This window comes from Lichenihabitans sp. PAMC28606 (assembly GCF_020616535.1).
Classification (GTDB): domain Bacteria; phylum Pseudomonadota; class Alphaproteobacteria; order Rhizobiales; family Beijerinckiaceae; genus Lichenihabitans; species Lichenihabitans psoromatis.
Genome location: NZ_CP085136.1, coordinates 2487333 through 2503691 on the forward strand (window position 1 = coordinate 2487333; position 16359 = coordinate 2503691).

General features: G+C 64.4%; 12 protein-coding genes. 7 read left to right on the forward strand and 5 right to left on the reverse strand.

What is annotated here, in order from left to right; translation table 11 throughout:
• The 3 genes from LGH83_RS11755 to LGH83_RS11765 all read left to right on the forward strand — a co-directional run bounded on the left by LGH83_RS11755 (position 1) and on the right by LGH83_RS11765 (position 2051).
• Positions 1-771, forward strand: a complete 771-nt coding sequence (locus LGH83_RS11755; RefSeq protein ID WP_131114229.1) for an ABC transporter permease — start codon at positions 1-3, stop codon at positions 769-771.
• Positions 759-1538 carry an ABC transporter ATP-binding protein gene (locus tag LGH83_RS11760; RefSeq protein WP_227398834.1) on the forward strand — a complete coding sequence of 260 codons (780 nt, stop codon included), beginning with the start codon at positions 759-761 and terminating at the stop codon, positions 1536-1538. The genes LGH83_RS11755 and LGH83_RS11760 overlap by 13 nt, the downstream gene beginning before the upstream one ends.
• A gap of 78 nt (positions 1539-1616) precedes the next feature.
• On the forward strand, positions 1617-2051 hold the full coding sequence (locus LGH83_RS11765; protein WP_227398835.1) for a GlcG/HbpS family heme-binding protein: 435 nt from the start codon (positions 1617-1619) through the stop codon (positions 2049-2051).
• A gap of 35 nt (positions 2052-2086) precedes the next feature.
• Here the strand turns inward: LGH83_RS11765 and LGH83_RS11770 are convergent, their stop codons facing one another.
• The 4 genes from LGH83_RS11770 to LGH83_RS11785 form a co-directional block, all read right to left on the reverse strand.
• Positions 2087-2995 carry a hypothetical protein gene (locus LGH83_RS11770; protein WP_227398836.1) on the reverse strand — a complete coding sequence of 303 codons (909 nt, stop codon included), beginning with the start codon at positions 2993-2995 and terminating at the stop codon, positions 2087-2089.
• On the reverse strand, positions 2992-3390 hold the full coding sequence (locus LGH83_RS11775; RefSeq protein ID WP_227398837.1) for a phage holin family protein: 399 nt from the start codon (positions 3388-3390) through the stop codon (positions 2992-2994). The genes LGH83_RS11770 and LGH83_RS11775 overlap by 4 nt, the downstream gene beginning before the upstream one ends.
• Before the next feature lie 22 nt (positions 3391-3412).
• On the reverse strand, positions 3413-3913 hold the full coding sequence (locus tag LGH83_RS11780; protein ID WP_227398838.1) for a hypothetical protein: 501 nt from the start codon (positions 3911-3913) through the stop codon (positions 3413-3415).
• A 218-nt stretch (positions 3914-4131) separates the two neighbouring features.
• Complete coding sequence (locus LGH83_RS11785) at positions 4132-5376, reverse strand: diguanylate cyclase (protein WP_227398839.1); 1245 nt, start codon at positions 5374-5376, stop codon at positions 4132-4134.
• 193 nt (positions 5377-5569) lie between these two features.
• Here LGH83_RS11785 and LGH83_RS11790 point away from each other — a divergent pair, with 193 nt between their 5' ends.
• The 4 genes from LGH83_RS11790 to ada all read left to right on the forward strand — a co-directional run bounded on the left by LGH83_RS11790 (position 5570) and on the right by ada (position 14907).
• Positions 5570-5797, forward strand: a complete 228-nt coding sequence (locus tag LGH83_RS11790) for a hypothetical protein (RefSeq protein WP_131195730.1) — start codon at positions 5570-5572, stop codon at positions 5795-5797.
• A 188-nt stretch (positions 5798-5985) separates the two neighbouring features.
• Positions 5986-11532 (forward strand): HAMP domain-containing protein, encoded by a 5547-nt coding sequence (locus LGH83_RS11795; RefSeq protein WP_227398840.1) that lies wholly within the window; start codon positions 5986-5988, stop codon positions 11530-11532.
• On the forward strand, positions 11529-13712 hold the full coding sequence (locus LGH83_RS11800) for a response regulator (RefSeq protein WP_227398841.1): 2184 nt from the start codon (positions 11529-11531) through the stop codon (positions 13710-13712). Before LGH83_RS11795 ends, LGH83_RS11800 begins: the two co-directional genes overlap by 4 nt.
• A 70-nt stretch (positions 13713-13782) precedes the next feature.
• Positions 13783-14907, forward strand: coding sequence for a bifunctional DNA-binding transcriptional regulator/O6-methylguanine-DNA methyltransferase Ada (gene ada / locus LGH83_RS11805; protein WP_413771041.1), 1125 nt, complete (start codon positions 13783-13785; stop codon positions 14905-14907).
• 7 nt (positions 14908-14914) lie between these two features.
• On the opposite strand, the gene LGH83_RS11810 is transcribed toward ada, so the two are convergent.
• Positions 14915-16345 (reverse strand): aldehyde dehydrogenase family protein, encoded by a 1431-nt coding sequence (locus LGH83_RS11810; RefSeq protein ID WP_227398842.1) that lies wholly within the window; start codon positions 16343-16345, stop codon positions 14915-14917.
• Positions 16346-16359: the final 14 nt, after the last annotated feature.

Below are 16359 nucleotides of genomic sequence, written 5' to 3' on the forward strand. Positions count from 1 at the left end.
ATGACGTCGTCCGCAACGACGACGCCGCTGCGCTCGACCGCGCTGGCGGCAGCGGGTCTGCTCGTCTTTCTCTGCGTCTGGGAAGCCGCGCCGCGCCTCGGCCTCGTCAACCCGCTGTTCCTGCCGCCGCCCAGCACCATTCCGGTGGTGTTCTGGCGCGAGATCGCCTCTGGGGTGTGGCCGGTCGCGGTCCTGTCGAGCCTCACCCATTATGTCGTGGGGCTGCTGATCGGCGCGAGCGCCGGCATTGCCTTTGGTCTCGCGGCCGGCATGCTGCCGCGGGTCGAGCATCTCACGGCCTGGGTGGTGCGCTTGCTTCGCCCGATCCCCGGGCTCGCCTGGGTGCCATTCGCGATCATCTGGTTCGGGGTCGAACCATCGGCTGCCGTCTTCATTATCGCGATCGGCGTCTTCTGGATCGTGTTCTTCGCGACGCTCGGGGCCGTGCGCGCGGTCGATCGCGATCTCGTCGAGGTGGCGCAGGCCTTCGGATTTCGGACGCTGCCGAGCCTGCTGGTCAAGATCATCCTGCCGGCCGCCACGCCCGGCATTTTGGTTGGGTTACGAACCGCACTTGGTCAGGCCTGGATGTCGGTGGTGGCGTCGGAGATCTTCGGTGTTCCGGGCGTCGGTCAGCGCATGATGCAAGCCTCCAGCCTTCTCGCGACCGATATCGTGATCGTCTACATGCTCACGATGGCCGGCCTCTATGGTCTGTTCGACTCCGCCTTCGTGGCGCTGCAAGGCTGGGTTCTCCGATGGCGGCCATAAGCGCAACCGACGCGTCGGCCATCATTGACATTCGCGATGTCAGTCTCGCGTTCGAGCGCGACGGCATCCGCACCACGGTGCTCGATCGGCTGACGCTCGGCGTGCGCCAGGGCGAAATCCTGGTGATCGTCGGCGAATCCGGGGTCGGTAAATCGACGCTTCTCCGCGTGCTGATCGGACTGGCGCAACCGAGCGGCGGGACCGTCACGATCGCGCCGACACGGGACGGGCGCGCGCCGATCGGCCTCGTCTTTCAGGACGCGCGTCTCCTCCCCTGGCGTCGTGTTCTCTCCAATGTGGCGTTCGGGCTGGAGCGACGCGGCGGATCGCGCAACGAGCGTCGCGCGCGCGCGCAGGCGATGCTCGATCTTGTTGGGCTCGGGGCGCTCGGCGGGCGCTGGCCGCACCAATTATCCGGCGGGCAACGCCAGCGCGTGGCGCTGGCCCGCGCGCTCGCGATCGACCCGGGCGTGCTGTTGATGGACGAGCCGTTTTCGGCACTCGACAGTTTAACCCGCGAAACGCTCCAGGACGAGGTGCAGCGGATCCAGGCCGCTACCGGGACAACGGTTCTGTTCGTGACCCACGACATCGATGAAGCGGTCTATCTGGCCGACCGGGTCATCGTGCTGGCCGGCTCGCCCGGACGGCTCGTCGCGACGCTCGACGTCGAGATTCCCCGTCCGCGTCGCCGCTCCGATCCGGCATTGGCCAAAGCGGCACGAGCGCTCAGAACCGAACTCTCGGCCGGCTCCGCCGTGCTTTGACAAAAGCTTCCGGTTGTACTCGGCAGGCTTCCGCTCCAAACCAGTTCACCCTCGCAACCGACGAAAGCTGACCCATCGATGACCCTGACTCTCACAACAGCCCAGACGCTCGTTACCGCGATTCTCGACGCCGCGCGCAAGAGCGGCCTCAAGCCCATGGCGATTGCGGTGCTGGATGCACGCGGCGCCATCAAAGCCGCCGCGGCCGAGGATGGGACCTCCCTAAAGCGCTTCGAGATCGCGCATGGAAAAGCCTATGGCGCGTTGGCGCTGGGGATGGGGTCGCGGTCACTCGGCAAGCGCGCGGTCGACCAGGCTTTCTTTATCGCGGCCGTGACTCACGCAGTCGGCGGGGATCTCGTCCCCGTGCCGGGCGGGGTTCTGCTCTACGATCAAAACCGTCTTTTGCTCGGGGCCGTCGGAGCATCCGGCGACACCTCTGATCAAGATGAAAAAGCCATCATGTCGGCAATCGCGGCGACCGGGCTCGTCGGCGAACCCGGCCAGGATTGAACGGACACTCTCGCGTCCGGCCATTCGTTATGCGATCAGGGCGCGATTGTCTGGCCAGCCTCGTAGGTGGCCGTCTTGGCCTTGTCGGCGACGTCATGGACGAGATCGGCCAGGTTATCGGTCGACACGCCATGATCGGCCGCGCTTTGCTTGATGTCCTCGACGGCGTGGCCGGCAGCTGACTTCAACTGCTCGTAGCGCTCGCGTGCCATCTCCTGAGCGGCGTCGCGAACCGAGCCGCTGCTTTCGCCCATCAGGGTGTTTTCAGCCTCGGTCAACGGAACGGCGGCACCAATGGCCGCTCCGACTGCCAAACCGAGGGCGGCCAGGACCAGGGGTTGCTCGTCGATCAGGCGCGTCAGCGTCGACCCAAGGCGGTCTCGTGAACGAAAATTCGACATGTCGGTCTCCTTTGTAGATCTGCGCTTAATGCCGGCCGTCGCAGCATCGGTGCTGCTGGCCGTCAGTGATGACAGGTGCGAACGCGCGTCGGCGATCAGCCCTGCGGCGCGGTCGCGGCTGTCGTTCAGCGACGTCCGCAACGCACTGCCGGTCGACACGCTCGGCGATGGGGCGCGTAGAGGTCCGAGATCGTTCGGAGTGGAGCTGCCACGTCCAACCATCGATCGATCACTTGGACTTCCGTCCGGCGCCGAAGCCCAACCCTGCGGTCGGCTCGAGGATGCGGCCCGCTGGCCAAATCCAAAGATCATGGCGACACCGGCGCCGATCAGAAGCGCCGGAACCGGGTTCTTTCTCGCGGTCTCCCAGAGCTGGTCCGTGATGGTCGACGCGCCAACCTTGGCGTTGTTCATCACCTCCTCGACCATATTGGCCGGCTTGAGGTTTTCGCGAAGTTGATTGAGCGTGCCGACGAGGCCGGCACGCGCCTGTTCGGCGTGGGCTTCGGCATCGGACGCGGAAGACGAGGTCGACGCGCTCATTTCACCTGTTCCTTCAACACTTGAGCATCCTTGCCAAGCTGCGTGATCGTGCGGACCGGGGCGAGCTTGGCGGCCGATAGGCCACGCAGCGCGAGGGCGACCGCGATGCCGCCAAGGATCGCGATCGCCACGCCGACCAGAAAATAGGCCGACGATGGTCGCATTCCGGACTGAACCAAAAGCTCCACGACCCCTTGCAGCAGCAGGATCAGGGCCGAGAGCATCAACACCGCCGCCGCAACGAGAACCCCGATCGAGGTGACCGCCTGGGTGATCTTCTCGCTGATCTCACGTCGCACGAGACCGATTTCGCTCTCGAACAAGGTCGTCATGTGGCTCAGTGCATCGGCCAGGAGCCCCGGGGTCGATGGCCGCGTGATGGGGGTTTCGTTCATCGCAACACCTCGCTCGTGCGTCTCAGACCTCAGTCGCGGGGGGAGTCGCGGTGCGGGTCGATGCCGGGGGCGCATCGCTTTTCAGAAAACGAGCGAGCGCAAACCCGGCCAGCACCGAGCCTGCGAAGAACGCGACCGGCTGCTTCCGAGCAAAGGTCGTCACCTGCTCCAGCACGTCGCGGAGGTCACGGTGGTGAAGATCGTCGGCAAAACGATCGATCGACGACGCCGCATCGCGCACGAGCCGAGCCACTTGGGGATTCTTCTCATCGAGTTCGCCGGCGGCCGACTGCGCCGCTTTGGCAAAGCGAGACAGATGCTCGGCGCCGGCGCTTTTCTGACTGTCGACGATATCGCTGACTTTGCCCCGCGCATCGGATGCCATAGCGGTCAGCGATCCCTTGGCGTCATCGGCTGCCTGCGCCGCCTGATCCTTCAAAGTCTCGATGACCGAGGTCGGGGCTGCCGCCTCGGGTGTCACCGGGTCGTTCACGTGGTCGGGACGATTATTTTGCAGGGTCATGCGCTTGGCTCTCGGGTTCTCGGATCGCCACGTTAACTCTGCGGCCGAACCCTGGTTCCGGTCTGAACCTGCACATTCAAGCATTCGCGTTGTAAATCCACCGCGGCAGCGCGTTTAAGAAAAACAAGCTTTGAAGAACCAGAAGATCAAGGCTTAAGCGTTGCTTTACCGTTTCTCGTCAATCGTTGGGGATTGAGAGCCCGGATCGGTCTAACGATTTACCTCGCAGGCTGAGCGAGCCTTGATCCATAATCGTTGCGATCCGGCATGGGCGAAACCGAGGGTGGGGCCGCCTCGACCCGGTTGCGGCCAGTTGCTTTGGCCCTGTAGAGCGCGGCATCGGCTCGGCTCATCGCCGTTTCCAGCGTTTCGTGGCCGTCGCCCCGCTCCGCCACACCGATACTGATCGTGAAATCGATCAGCTTGCCCGCAAATGGCACCTTCAACGCCTCGACGAGCGTTTTCAGACGCTGAGCCGTCGCCAGACCGCCCTGGAGGGGCGTTTCGGCCAGCAGGATGGAAAATTCCTCGCCGCCCATACGAGCGAACAAGTCAGACGGACGAAGATTTTGCGAGATCGCAAGCGCGAGTGCCCTCAGCACCGCATCCCCGCCCGAATGCCCATAGGTGTCATTGATCGATTTGAAGCGATCGGCGTCGATCGCCAACACGCAGATTGGCCGACCATTGCGGGCGGCACGGTCGAACTCGGCCTTGGCCCGCTCGCTGAAGCTGCGGCGGTTGAGCGTGTTGGTCAGATAGTCGGTGGCCGCCATGACGCTGAGGGCGCGCGTATAGCGCGCGATCCGCAGCACCATCGGCCGAAAGATGATGAGCGCTTCCACGATCAGGGTCATGAGGATGACGATCAGCGAGGTGGTCTGCATGCGCTCGAGCATGTTCAATCGCGCCTCGCTGGTGCGCTGGTGCGCCGTCACGACGGCGTTGAGGTCGGTCAGAATGGGCTCGCGAGCCTCGGCGAAGAGATGCGCCTGTTCATCCACACGGGCGGGGTCGTCGAGCTTCATGTCGGCGAGTTGCCTCGCCCGCGCCACGAACACCTTGACGGAGGCATCGAGTGGATGGTCCCCCTCGAAATAGATCGCGCGCAATTCGGGGGTCTGCGCCGGGGGGAGATGCAATGCCTCGTTGCCGAGGATCAGGTTGCGATGCGACCTCTCGAATTCATCGGCCGCGTTGAGCAACTCGCCGCGAGCGCCTGGAACGTTCAACGCCATTTCGGCCGCAAAGCCGGCGATCCGCTGCGACAGCATGCGTTGGCGCCCACTGACGTTGATGACCGATGCCGCGCCCTCGTGTTCGTGCAGCACGTGGTTGAGCGTCACGTGCGACGCCAGCGCCATCAACGCCACAAGACCGAGCGCAACCGTATAGCCGATCGTCAAAAGCCGATTGGAGGGCTCCCGGACGGCCGTCGGAGTGAAGCCCTGATCTCCTTGCATGCTCGGTTCCGATCGAGGTTTGCAGCGGCTACAGAACCTAACATAAAGCAGAATGGTCTCGCTGCCGTTAATTTCAGCGCGCAAACAAGACCGATCGCGGTTCTCGGCCCTATCGACCTCGACGGCGCGCCGATTTTCAGCTAGCGACGCTGGCGCACCTCTCTCCGTCTCGCGCCCCAAGGACAGGTCGAACATGCGAAGGATCGTTCCGCTTCTCGTCGTCGCCAGTGGCTTGGCGCTTTCGGGGTGCCAATCGGACAAGAACAATCCCTTCTACGATCCGGGTAAGCCGATCGACAAGATGACCAGCGAGGAGCTTTGCAGCTACTACAAGGTCTATCTCAGCAACCCCGATCTCACCCCCGAACTGCGCAAGATCGGGGTCGCCAAACAACGCCAGAAGGGCTGTTCGCCAGCCTGAACCGACGCCGCGGTCGCCGTGACCGTCGAGACATCGGCTCGCCGCGCCCGACGGCATCGACGCGGCAGCGGCCCGCGTCAACGCGGGCGGCGCATCGGCGCGTGGCGGCGTCGCACGATATCGGCTATCCATCGCGATAAATGCGCGTCGAAGCGCTGAGGCATGGATGAGCAGACGGAGACGAACCGATGAGCCACGAGCCGTCCCTCGATCCGGCGCCTTCTGGCGATGACAGCCGCTCTGCCCTGCAGACGGGCGACACCACGTCGGCGCGGCTGCCTCTGGCGCTCGACCTCGAGGAACTGCTGGACGGTTTACACGCGCTCCGGCTTGGCGATTTTTCCGTTCGCCTCTCAGGCCACCATACCGGGCTGGCCGGCAAGGTCGCGGATACGTTCAACGACATTGCGGCTGCGAACCAGCGCATGGCCCAGCAACTCGAGCATGTCGGGCAAGTGGTCGGACGCGACGGCAAGACCCGGACCCGCGTGCGCTTCGGTTTGTCGGACGGGGCGTGGGGCGGCATGGAAACCTCCGTCAACACGTTGATGGACGATCTTCTCTGGCCCACCTCCGCCGTGACGCGCGCTATCTCGGCCGTCGCCAAAGGCGACCTGCTGCAGACCATGCCGCTCGCCGTCGATGGCCGGCCGCTCGACGGTGAGTTCCTGCGCTCCGCCACCATCGTCAATGCGATGATCAAACAGCTCAGCGTCTTCACCTCGGAAGTGACGCGCGTCGCGCGGGAAGTCGGCACCGACGGCAAACTCGGCGGCCAAGCTCAGGTCAGCGAGGTCACGGGCGTCTGGAAGGATTTGACCGAGAGCGTCAATTCAATGGCCTCGAACTTGACCGCGCAGGTCCGTAATATCGCCGACGTGACGATCGCTGTGGCCAATGGTGACCTGTCCAAGAAGATCACCGTGGATGTGCGGGGCGAAATTCTACAACTGAAGGAAGCCATCAACACCATGGTGGATCAGTTGCGCTCCTTCGCGTCGGAAGTGACGCGCGTCGCCCGAGAGGTCGGCACGGAGGGTAAACTTGGCGGTCAGGCCATCGTGCCGGGCGTCGCAGGCACCTGGAAGGATTTGACCGACTCGGTCAACGCCATGTGCGGCAACCTCACCGCACAGGTCCGCAATATCGCGCAGGTCACGACTGCCGTGGCGCGCGGCGATCTCTCGCGGAAGATCACGGTCAACGTGAGCGGCGAAATCCTGGAGCTGAAAGAGACCATCAATACGATGGTGGACCAGCTCAATGGTTTTGCGGGCGAAGTGACGCGCGTCGCGCGCGAAGTCGGGACGGAAGGGCGGCTCGGCGGCCAAGCCGAGGTCCCAGGCGTCGCAGGCACTTGGAAAGATCTGACCGACAACGTCAATTCCATGGCCTGGAACCTCACCGCGCAGGTCCGCAACATCGCCGAAGTCTCGACCGCCGTGGCGCAGGGCGACCTGTCCAAGAAGATCACGGTCAATGTCAGTGGCGAAATTCTACAACTGAAGGAGACCATCAATACGATGGTGGACCAGTTGCGCTCCTTTGCAGGCGAGGTGACGCGCGTCGCGCGTGAGGTCGGCACCGAAGGGCAGCTCGGAGGCCAGGCCATCGTGCCAGGCGTCGCCGGCACCTGGAAGGACCTCACCGACAGCGTCAACTCCATGGCCGGCAACCTGACCGCGCAGGTCCGCAATATCGCCGAAGTCTCGACCGCCATCGCCAACGGCGATCTGTCGCGCAAGATCACGGTCGACGTCAAAGGCGAGATCCTGCAACTCAAAGAAACGCTGAACACCATGGTGGATCAGCTCAACCGCTTTGCCTCCGAGGTGACGCGCGTCGCGCGTGAGGTCGGCACGGAGGGCAAGCTCGGCGGACAGGCTCAGGTGCCCGGCGTCGCCGGCACCTGGAAAGACCTCACCGAAAACGTCAATTCGATGGGCCAGAACCTCACCGGCCAAGTGCGCAACATCGCCGAAGTCACCACCGCGGTGGCGCTCGGCGACCTGTCGCGCAAGATCACGGTCGACGTCAAAGGCGAGATGCTCGAACTCAAGAACACCATCAACACGATGGTGGATCAGCTCAACGCCTTCGCGGGCGAGGTGACGCGCGTCGCGCGCGAAGTCGGCACCGAAGGTCGCCTCGGCGGACAGGCGGCCGTGCCGGGTGTGGCTGGAACCTGGAAGGACTTGACCGACAACGTCAACCTGCTGGCCGCAAATCTCACCACGCAGGTCCGCAACATCGCCGAAGTCACGACCGCCGTGGCGCGGGGCGATCTCTCGCGCAAGATCACGGTCGACGTCAAAGGCGAAATCCTCGAACTCAAGAACACCATCAACACCATGGTGGACCAGCTCAACGCCTTCGCGGGCGAGGTGACGCGCGTCGCGCGCGAGGTCGGCACCGAAGGCAAGCTTGGCGGACAGGCGACCGTGCCCGGCGTCGCCGGCACCTGGAAGGACCTGACCGATACCGTCAACGTGATGGCCGCGAACCTCACCGAACAGGTGCGCGGCATCGTCAAGGTCGTGACGGCCGTGGCCGACGGCGACCTGAAGCAGAACCTGACGGTCGCCTCGAAGGGCGAGGTGGCGGCGCTGGCCGAGACCATCAACAACATGACCGGAACGCTGGCGACCTTCGCCGATCAGGTTACCAGCGTGGCGCGCGAAGTGGGGGTCGAGGGTCGCCTCGGCGGACAGGCCAACGTGCCCGGCGCCGCCGGAACCTGGAAGGACCTGACCGGCAACGTGAACCTGCTGGCCGCCAATCTGACGACGCAGGTGCGCGCCATCGCCGAGGTCGCGACCGCCGTCACCAAGGGTGACCTCACGCGCTCGATCCAGGTTCAGGCGCGCGGCGAAGTGGCCGAGCTCAAGGACAACATCAACACGATGATCGGCAATCTCCGGCTCACGACGGACCGGAACACCGAACAGGATTGGTTGAAGACGAATTTGGCGCGTTTCACCAATATGCTGCAGGGCCAACGCGAGCTTGAAACCGTCGGCCGAATGTTGCTCGACGAGCTGGCTCCGCTTGTCGGCGCGCAGCACGGGGTCATCTATCAGGTCGAAAGTCGCGACGACGCCGCTTTCGGGTTGGTGCTGCTGGCCGCCTATGCAGATGACGGATCGAGCGGGCATCGCGCTCGGCTCGGCATAGGCGAGGGCCTGATCGGCCAATGCGCCCGCAACGGACGCCGCATGGTCATCACCGAAATGCCGCCGGATGTCGTGCCGATCGGCTCGGGCCTGTTCCGCGTCGCGCCCCGCAACGCGATCGTGCTCCCGGTGTTGTTCGAGGGGCAGGTCAAAGCCGTCATCGAACTCGCCTCGCTCGGCGCCTTCACGGCGCTGCAGATGTCCTTCCTCGAACAGCTCACGACCAGTATCGGAATCGTGCTGAACTCCATCGAGGCGACCATGCAGACCGAGGGGCTTCTGACCCAGTCGCAGCAGCTCGCCGGTGAATTGCAGACCCAACAGCGCGAATTGCAGCAGACCAACGAGCAATTGGAACAGAAGGCGCAGCAGCTCGCCGAACGCAATGTCGAGGTCGAGGCCAAGAACCAGGAGATCGAACAGGCGCGTCGCGCCCTCGAGGAAAAGGCGGCGGAGCTTGCCCTGACGTCGAAATACAAATCCGAGTTCCTGGCCAATATGAGCCATGAGTTGCGGACGCCGCTCAATTCCATCCTGATCCTCGGCCAGCAACTCAGCGAGAATCCGGACCAGAACCTCAGCGGCAAGCAGGTCGAGTTCGCCCGCACGATCCACGGCGCCGGCACCGACCTTCTCAACCTCATCACCGATATTCTCGACCTCTCGAAGATCGAATCCGGCACCACGTCGGTGGAGGCGGAAGAGATCTTCGTCGGCAACCTGCTCGACATCATGGCCCGCCCGTTCCGCCACGAGGCGGAACGGCGCCGCTTGTCGTTCGCGCTCGATCTCGCGCCCGATCTCGGCAAGAGCATCATCACCGATTCCAAGCGGCTTCAGCAGGTGCTGAAAAACCTGTTGTCCAACGCCTTCAAGTTCACCGAGCAGGGGGGAGTGACCCTCCGGGTGTTCCCGCTCCAAGGGGGCGGCATGCTCGACCACCCCGTGTTGAAACATGCCTCTTCGATCGTGGCCTTCGAGGTCAGCGACAGCGGCATCGGCATTCTTCCCGAGAAGCAGCGCATCATCTTTGAGGCGTTTCAACAGGCGGATGCAGGCACCAGCCGCAAATATGGTGGCACGGGGCTCGGCCTCGCGATCAGCCGCGAACTCGCCAATCTGCTCGGCGGCGAGATTCAATTGAAGAGCACGCCGGGCGTCGGCAGCACGTTCACGCTCTATCTTCCGCGCGCGTTCGAAGCCCCCGCGATCCCGGTGCGAGCCCTCGCCAATCCCACTGCGACGGACGCGAACCCGTCACTGTCCGGCACCGATACGGTCGCGGCGCGCGTCGCCGAAATCGCCATCCGGGCAGGAGCGCGGCTGGCCGACAGACCGGGCTCGACCGAGACCGCGCCGGACGACGATCGGCAGCGTCTCGAGACCAACGATAGCGTGCTGCTGATCGTCGAAGACGATCCCCATTACGCCAGGATGGTCGGCGACGTGGCGCGCGCGCAGGGGTTCAAGATCCTCATGGCGACCCGTGGCGCCGACGCCATCGCGCTCGCGCGTGACTACCAGCCCACGGCGATCTCGCTCGATGTCTTCCTGCCCGACATGCTGGGCTGGTCGGTCCTCAGCCACCTGAAGCAGGATCCGGCGACCCGGCATATCCCGGTCCAAATCGTGACGCTGGATGATGACCGACAGCATGGGCTCGCGCGCGGTGCCTTTTCGTTCATGTCGAAGCCGACGTCGAGCGAGGGGCTCGGCGATGCGCTGGCGCGTATCAAGACCTTCGCGGCACCGCGCCGCAGACGCTTGCTCGTGGTCGAGGACGGGGCGAGCGACCGGACGAGCGTCACCGACCTTCTCGGGCATGATGATATCGACATCGTGACGGCCGCGACCGGCGCCGGCGCCATCGCGGCGCTGCGCGAGGGGTCGATCGACTGCATGGTGCTCGATCTCGCGCTGCCCGATATGTCCGGCTTCGAGGTGATGAACCGCATCCGCTCCGATACCGGGATCAGTGGCGTACCGGTCGTGGTCTTTGCCGGCCGGACGCTATCGGAAGATGAAGACGCTTTGATCCACGGCTTCGCCCGCACGACCGTCATCAAGGGCGTCGAATCGCCAGAGCGCCTGCTCGACGAGACCGCTTTGTTCCTGCACCGGGTCGTGGCCGATCTGCCGGCCGACAAACAGCGCATGCTGGAACGCCTGCACGGGTCGGACGAAGACCTGCAAGGCCGGACGGTCCTGCTCGTGGACGACGACGCGCGCAACATTTTCGCGCTCTCGAGCGTCTTGGAACGCCGTGGCATGCAGGTCCTGACCGCGACCACCGGCAGCGAGGCGATCGGTTGGATCGAGACCCGACCCGACATCGCCATCGCGCTGATGGACATCATGATGCCTGGAATGGACGGTTACGAGACCATGCAGGTGATCCGCACCAACCCCGCGCTGCGCCGCCTGCCGATCATCGCCCTGACCGCCAAGGCCATGAAGGGCGACCGCGAGAAGTGCCTCGAAGCGGGTGCGTCGGACTATCTGGCGAAACCCGTCAACACCGAACAACTGCTGTCAGCGCTGCGGATGTGGCTGCATCGATGACGAAATCGGAGCGCTTGGACGTGAACCTCGAAACGCCGGATCGGATCAACATTCTCCTGGTCGACGATCAGCCCGCCAAGCTGCTCAGCTACGAGGTGATTCTCGCGGAGCTTGGCGAGACATTGATCAAGGCGAATTCGGCACGCGAAGCGCTCGAAAAACTGCTCAAGAACGAGGTCGCGGTCATTCTGATCGACGTCTGCATGCCCGAACTCGACGGTTTCGAGCTCGCCACCATGGTGCGCGAACACCCGCGCTTTCAGAAGACCGCGATCATCTTCGTGTCGGCCATCCAGGTGACCGACCTCGACCGGTTGCGCGGCTACGAGGCGGGTGCGGTCGATTACGTGCCGGTGCCGGTCGTGCCCGAGGTGCTGCGCGCCAAGGTCAAGATTTTCGCCGAATTATTCCGCAAGACGCGGGATCTCGAGCGCCTGAACGCGGAACTCGAACGCCGCGTCGACGAACGGACGGCCGCGCTCGAAGCCTCGACCGCCAGCCTGCGCGAGAGCGAGCATCGGCGCGATCTCGCGCTCGCGGCGGGGCGAATGGGGTCGTGGAGCTGGGACCTCGCGACCGGAACGCATCAGTGGGACGAGGGCCAATACCGCATTTTCGGGGTCGATCCCAAGACCTTCGCGCCGACCGTTGACAGTGTGATGGCGCTGGTCCATCCCGACGATCTCGACCTGATGCGACGCGGCGCGGCGCATGCGATCAAGCATCGGGCCGCCTATGATATCGAATTCCGCATCCTGCGACCCGTTGATGGGGCAACGTGCTGGTGCATCACCGGAGCGGCGCCGAGCTTCGACCAGGAAGGACGGGTGGTTCGGCTCAGCGGTGTGACCTTCGACATCACTCAGCGCAAGCTGGCCGAAGACGCGCTCAAACATCTGAACGAGGATCTCGAACATCGGATCGAGGAACGAACTCGTGAGCGCGAGATCGCGCTGGCGCAATTGTTCGAAGCACAGAAGATCGACACGATCGGCCAATTGACCGGCGGCGTCGCGCATGACTTCAACAACCTTCTCATGGCGGTCATCGGCAGCCTCGAATTGTTGAAGAAGCGGCTTCCAGCCGAGGACGCGCGCGCCCATCGGCTGGTCGACAATGCCATGAAGGGCGCGGACCGGGGCGCGGCCCTGACCCAGCGGCTGCTTGCCTTCGCGCGGCGGCAGGATCTGGAGCCGCAGGATGTGGACGCGGGCGCGCTGATCGGGGGTATCGAGGATTTTCTGAAACGCGCCGTTGGGCCGAGTGTGGTCTTCTCGCGCGATGTGCCGGCGGATCTTGCCATCGTGCGGGTCGATGCGAACCAGCTCGAACTCGCGCTGCTCAATCTCTGCGTGAACGCGCGGGATGCGATGCCGCAGGGCGGCTCGATCGCGATCGTGGCGCGGAACGAGAGCGTGAGGGCCGTGCGCGATCCACTGCAACCGAACCTTGCGCCCGGGCCCTATGTCAGCATCAAGGTCACCGATACCGGCTCGGGGATGGACGAGGCAACGCTTGCGAAGGCGAGCGAACCGTTTTTTACCACCAAGGGACCGGGTAAAGGCACCGGGCTCGGTCTGTCGATGGTGCATGGTTTGGCGGCACAATCGGGCGGTGCCCTGCAGATGTCCAGCGCGGTTGGCAAAGGCACCACGGTCGCCTTGTGGCTGCCCCAGGCGGAGATTCGCGAGGTTGCGGATGACCGCTCCTTCGCGGCGATGCAGCAACGGCTCGAGGTGCCAAACGAAGCCGAACGCTTGCTGACCGTTCTGGTGGTCGACGACGACACGTTGGTGAGCGCCGGAACGACCGCCATGCTCGAAGACTTGGGCCATGCCGTGATCGAGGTCGATTCAGCCGCGCATGCGCTGGCGGTCCTCAACGACCCCCATGAACGGATCGACCTCGTGGTGACGGATCACGCGATGCCGGGCATGACCGGGCTCGAACTGGCGCGGCACCTCCAGACGAGCCATCCCGATTTGCCCGTGATCCTGGCGACCGGCTATGCCGAATTGCTGCAGGAGGAATGGGAGGGCGCCCGGCTGCCGCGGCTCGCCAAGCCGTTCCGGCAAAACGAACTCTTGGCCGCGATCGCCCATGTGACCGGCCCGACCGCGACGGAGGACCGCTCCGTGACGACATCACGCCGGCGCGACAGCGCCGTCTTGTCGATTTGACCGCAAGCACCGGAGTGCGGGACGACGACCGGACAGCCTAAATCGTGACATGATCAGGAGAGGAAAAGCCATGAGCCTTTCGACCGCCATGTCAGCCGACACAGTCCCATCGACCTCGATGGTATCGACCGCCGAAGACCCGCGCTGGCACGCGATCGTTCGGCGCGACGTTTCGCAGGACGGAGCCTTCGTCTACGCGGTCCGGACAACCGGCGTCTATTGCCGCCCGGGTTGCCCGGCCCGACTCGCGAAGCCCGAAAATGTGACCTTTCACACCACCTGCGCCGAGGCCGAGCGGGCGGGTTTTCGGGCCTGCCTGCGCTGTCGCCCCGACACGATCTCCCTGGCGACGCAGCAGGTTGCGCGGGTAGCCGAGGCCTGTCGCATCATCGAGACAGCCGAAAACCTTCCCTCGCTCAAGGCCTTGGCCGATGCCGTCGCCATGAGCCCCTTCCACTTTCATCGGATCTTCAAGGCCACGACCGGCGTAACGCCGAGCGCCTATGGACGCGCCCATCGCGCCAAGCGGGTGCGGGACCGGCTGTCTGATGGTTCCGCCAGCGTCACCGAGGCGATCTACGATGCGGGGTTCAACTCGAATGGACGCTTCTATGCCGCGTCGGACGAGATGCTGGGGATGACCCCGACCGTCTTCCGCGCGGGAGGACCCGACACGACGATCCATTTCGCGATCGGGGAATGCTCGCTCGGCTCCATCCTGGTGGCGCAAAGCCTGAAAGGCATCTGCGCGATCTTGCTCGGGGACGATCCCGACCAGCTCGCGCGCGATTTGCAGGATCGGTTTCCGAAAGCCGACCTCATGGGCGGCCACAAAGGTTTCGAGGCGATCGTCGCATCCGTGGTGGGCTTGGTCGACGGCCCCGCGACGGCGCTGGACCTACCGCTCGATGTGCGTGGCACGGCGTTTCAGCAGCGGGTCTGGCAGGCGTTGCGGGACATTCCGGTCGGCAGCACCGCGAGCTACGCGGAGATCGCCCGGCGCATCGGGCTTCCTCAGGCGGTCCGGGCGGTGGCGCGAGCCTGCGGCGCAAACGCGATCGCGGTGGCAATCCCCTGCCACCGCGTCGTCCGCACCGATGGCGCGCTATCGGGCTATCGGTGGGGCGTGCAACGCAAGCGCGCCCTTCTCGACAAAGAAGCGTCGGCGACCATCGAGCGGACCGACGCGCCGTGACACGTCCTCAGGCGGCTTCGTAGCCGAGGATCCCTTTGATCTCGAGAAAGTCCTCGAGCCCATATTCCGCATATTCGCGGCCATTGCCCGATTGCTTGTAACCGCCGAACGGAATGCCCGCGTCCCAAGCCGGGTAGTTGATATGCACGTTCCCGGTCCGCATCCGGCTCGCCGCGTCCCGCGCTTTGCCGAGATCCTTGGCTTGGATGTAGGATGCGAGGCCGTAGACCGTATCGTTGGCGAGATCGATCGCTTGATCGACCGTGTCATAGGGCAGGATCGCCAGAACCGGGCCAAAGATTTCCTCGCGAGCGATCCGCATGTCCGGCGTGACGTCGCCGAAGATGGTCGGGCGAACGAAATAGCCGCGATTGAGACCACCAGGGCGGCCCGGGCCACCGGCCAGCAGCGTTGCGCCTTCGGCGATGCCGGCTTCGATTAGGCCCTGGATCTTATCATATTGGATCTGGCTCACGACCGGGCCGAGCTTGGTGCCGGGCGCGTCGGCCGCACCGACCACGAAGGTCTCGGCGGCGGCTTTGGCGTAAGCCGCAACCTCGTCCTTGCGATCGCGCGGCACGAACATGCGGGTCGGCGCATTGCAGGACTGGCCGCTGTTGCCGAAGCAGCCAGCAACGCCCTTCGCGACAGCATCGGCGAAATCAACGTCCGGAAACAGGATGTTGGCCGACTTTCCGCCAAGCTCCTGATGCACCCGCTTGACCGTATCGGCGGCGGATTTGGCCACGAGGATGCCGGCGCGGGTCGACCCCGTAAACGACATCATGTCGACATCCGGATGGCTCGCCAACGCCTGACCGACTGTCGGGCCATCGCCGTTGACGAGGTTGAACACGCCCTTCGGCACCCCGGCCTCTTCGAGAATTTCCGCGACAATGATCGCGTCGAGCGGCGCGATTTCGCTCGGCTTCAGCACCATGGTGCAACCGGACGCGAGCGCCGGACCGACTTTGCAGGTGATCTGGTTTAGCGGCCAGTTCCAGGGCGTGATCAGTCCGACGACGCCGACCGGCTCCTTGACGACCAGCGAGGTTCCTTTGCGGTGCTCGAACGAAAAATCTTTGAGGACAGCCGCGATCTTCTCAAGATGCGCGAGGCCGATGCCGACCTGGCTGTTCAGAGCAAAATCGAGGGGCGCGCCCATCTCGCGCGACACCGCGTTGGCCAGATCCTTGCTGCGGGTCTTGTAGACCGCAATGATCCGCTGCAGCAGGTCGTAACGCTCAGCCGGGGTGGTGCGCGAGAAGGTCCGGAAGGCCTGTTTGGCGGCCGCGACCGCTTTGTCGACGTCGGCTTTCGAGCCCAGCGAGATCTGCGCGAACGCATCTTCGCTCGAGGGGTCGATGACGTCGAGAACGTTCGGGACGACGGGATCGACCCAAGCGCCGTCGATATAGAACTGCAGGGCGTGCGACATGGGGTCCTCCTGAT

What these genes read in the sequence shown, in the direction of transcription:
- LGH83_RS11755 (WP_131114229.1), top strand. Translation starts at nt 1, where the DNA reads ATGACGTCGTCCGCAACGACGACGCCGCTGCGCTCGACCGCGCTGGCG.
- LGH83_RS11760 (WP_227398834.1), top strand. Translation starts at nt 759, where the DNA reads ATGGCGGCCATAAGCGCAACCGACGCGTCGGCCATCATTGACATTCGC.
- LGH83_RS11765 (WP_227398835.1), top strand. Translation starts at nt 1,617, where the DNA reads ATGACCCTGACTCTCACAACAGCCCAGACGCTCGTTACCGCGATTCTC.
- LGH83_RS11770 (WP_227398836.1), bottom strand. Translation starts at nt 2,995, where the DNA reads ATGAGCGCGTCGACCTCGTCTTCCGCGTCCGATGCCGAAGCCCACGCC.
- LGH83_RS11775 (WP_227398837.1), bottom strand. Translation starts at nt 3,390, where the DNA reads ATGAACGAAACCCCCATCACGCGGCCATCGACCCCGGGGCTCCTGGCC.
- LGH83_RS11780 (WP_227398838.1), bottom strand. Translation starts at nt 3,913, where the DNA reads ATGACCCTGCAAAATAATCGTCCCGACCACGTGAACGACCCGGTGACA.
- LGH83_RS11785 (WP_227398839.1), bottom strand. Translation starts at nt 5,376, where the DNA reads ATGCAAGGAGATCAGGGCTTCACTCCGACGGCCGTCCGGGAGCCCTCC.
- LGH83_RS11790 (WP_131195730.1), top strand. Translation starts at nt 5,570, where the DNA reads ATGCGAAGGATCGTTCCGCTTCTCGTCGTCGCCAGTGGCTTGGCGCTT.
- LGH83_RS11795 (WP_227398840.1), top strand. Translation starts at nt 5,986, where the DNA reads ATGAGCCACGAGCCGTCCCTCGATCCGGCGCCTTCTGGCGATGACAGC.
- LGH83_RS11800 (WP_227398841.1), top strand. Translation starts at nt 11,529, where the DNA reads ATGACGAAATCGGAGCGCTTGGACGTGAACCTCGAAACGCCGGATCGG.
- ada (WP_413771041.1), top strand. Translation starts at nt 13,783, where the DNA reads ATGAGCCTTTCGACCGCCATGTCAGCCGACACAGTCCCATCGACCTCG.
- LGH83_RS11810 (WP_227398842.1), bottom strand. Translation starts at nt 16,345, where the DNA reads ATGTCGCACGCCCTGCAGTTCTATATCGACGGCGCTTGGGTCGATCCC.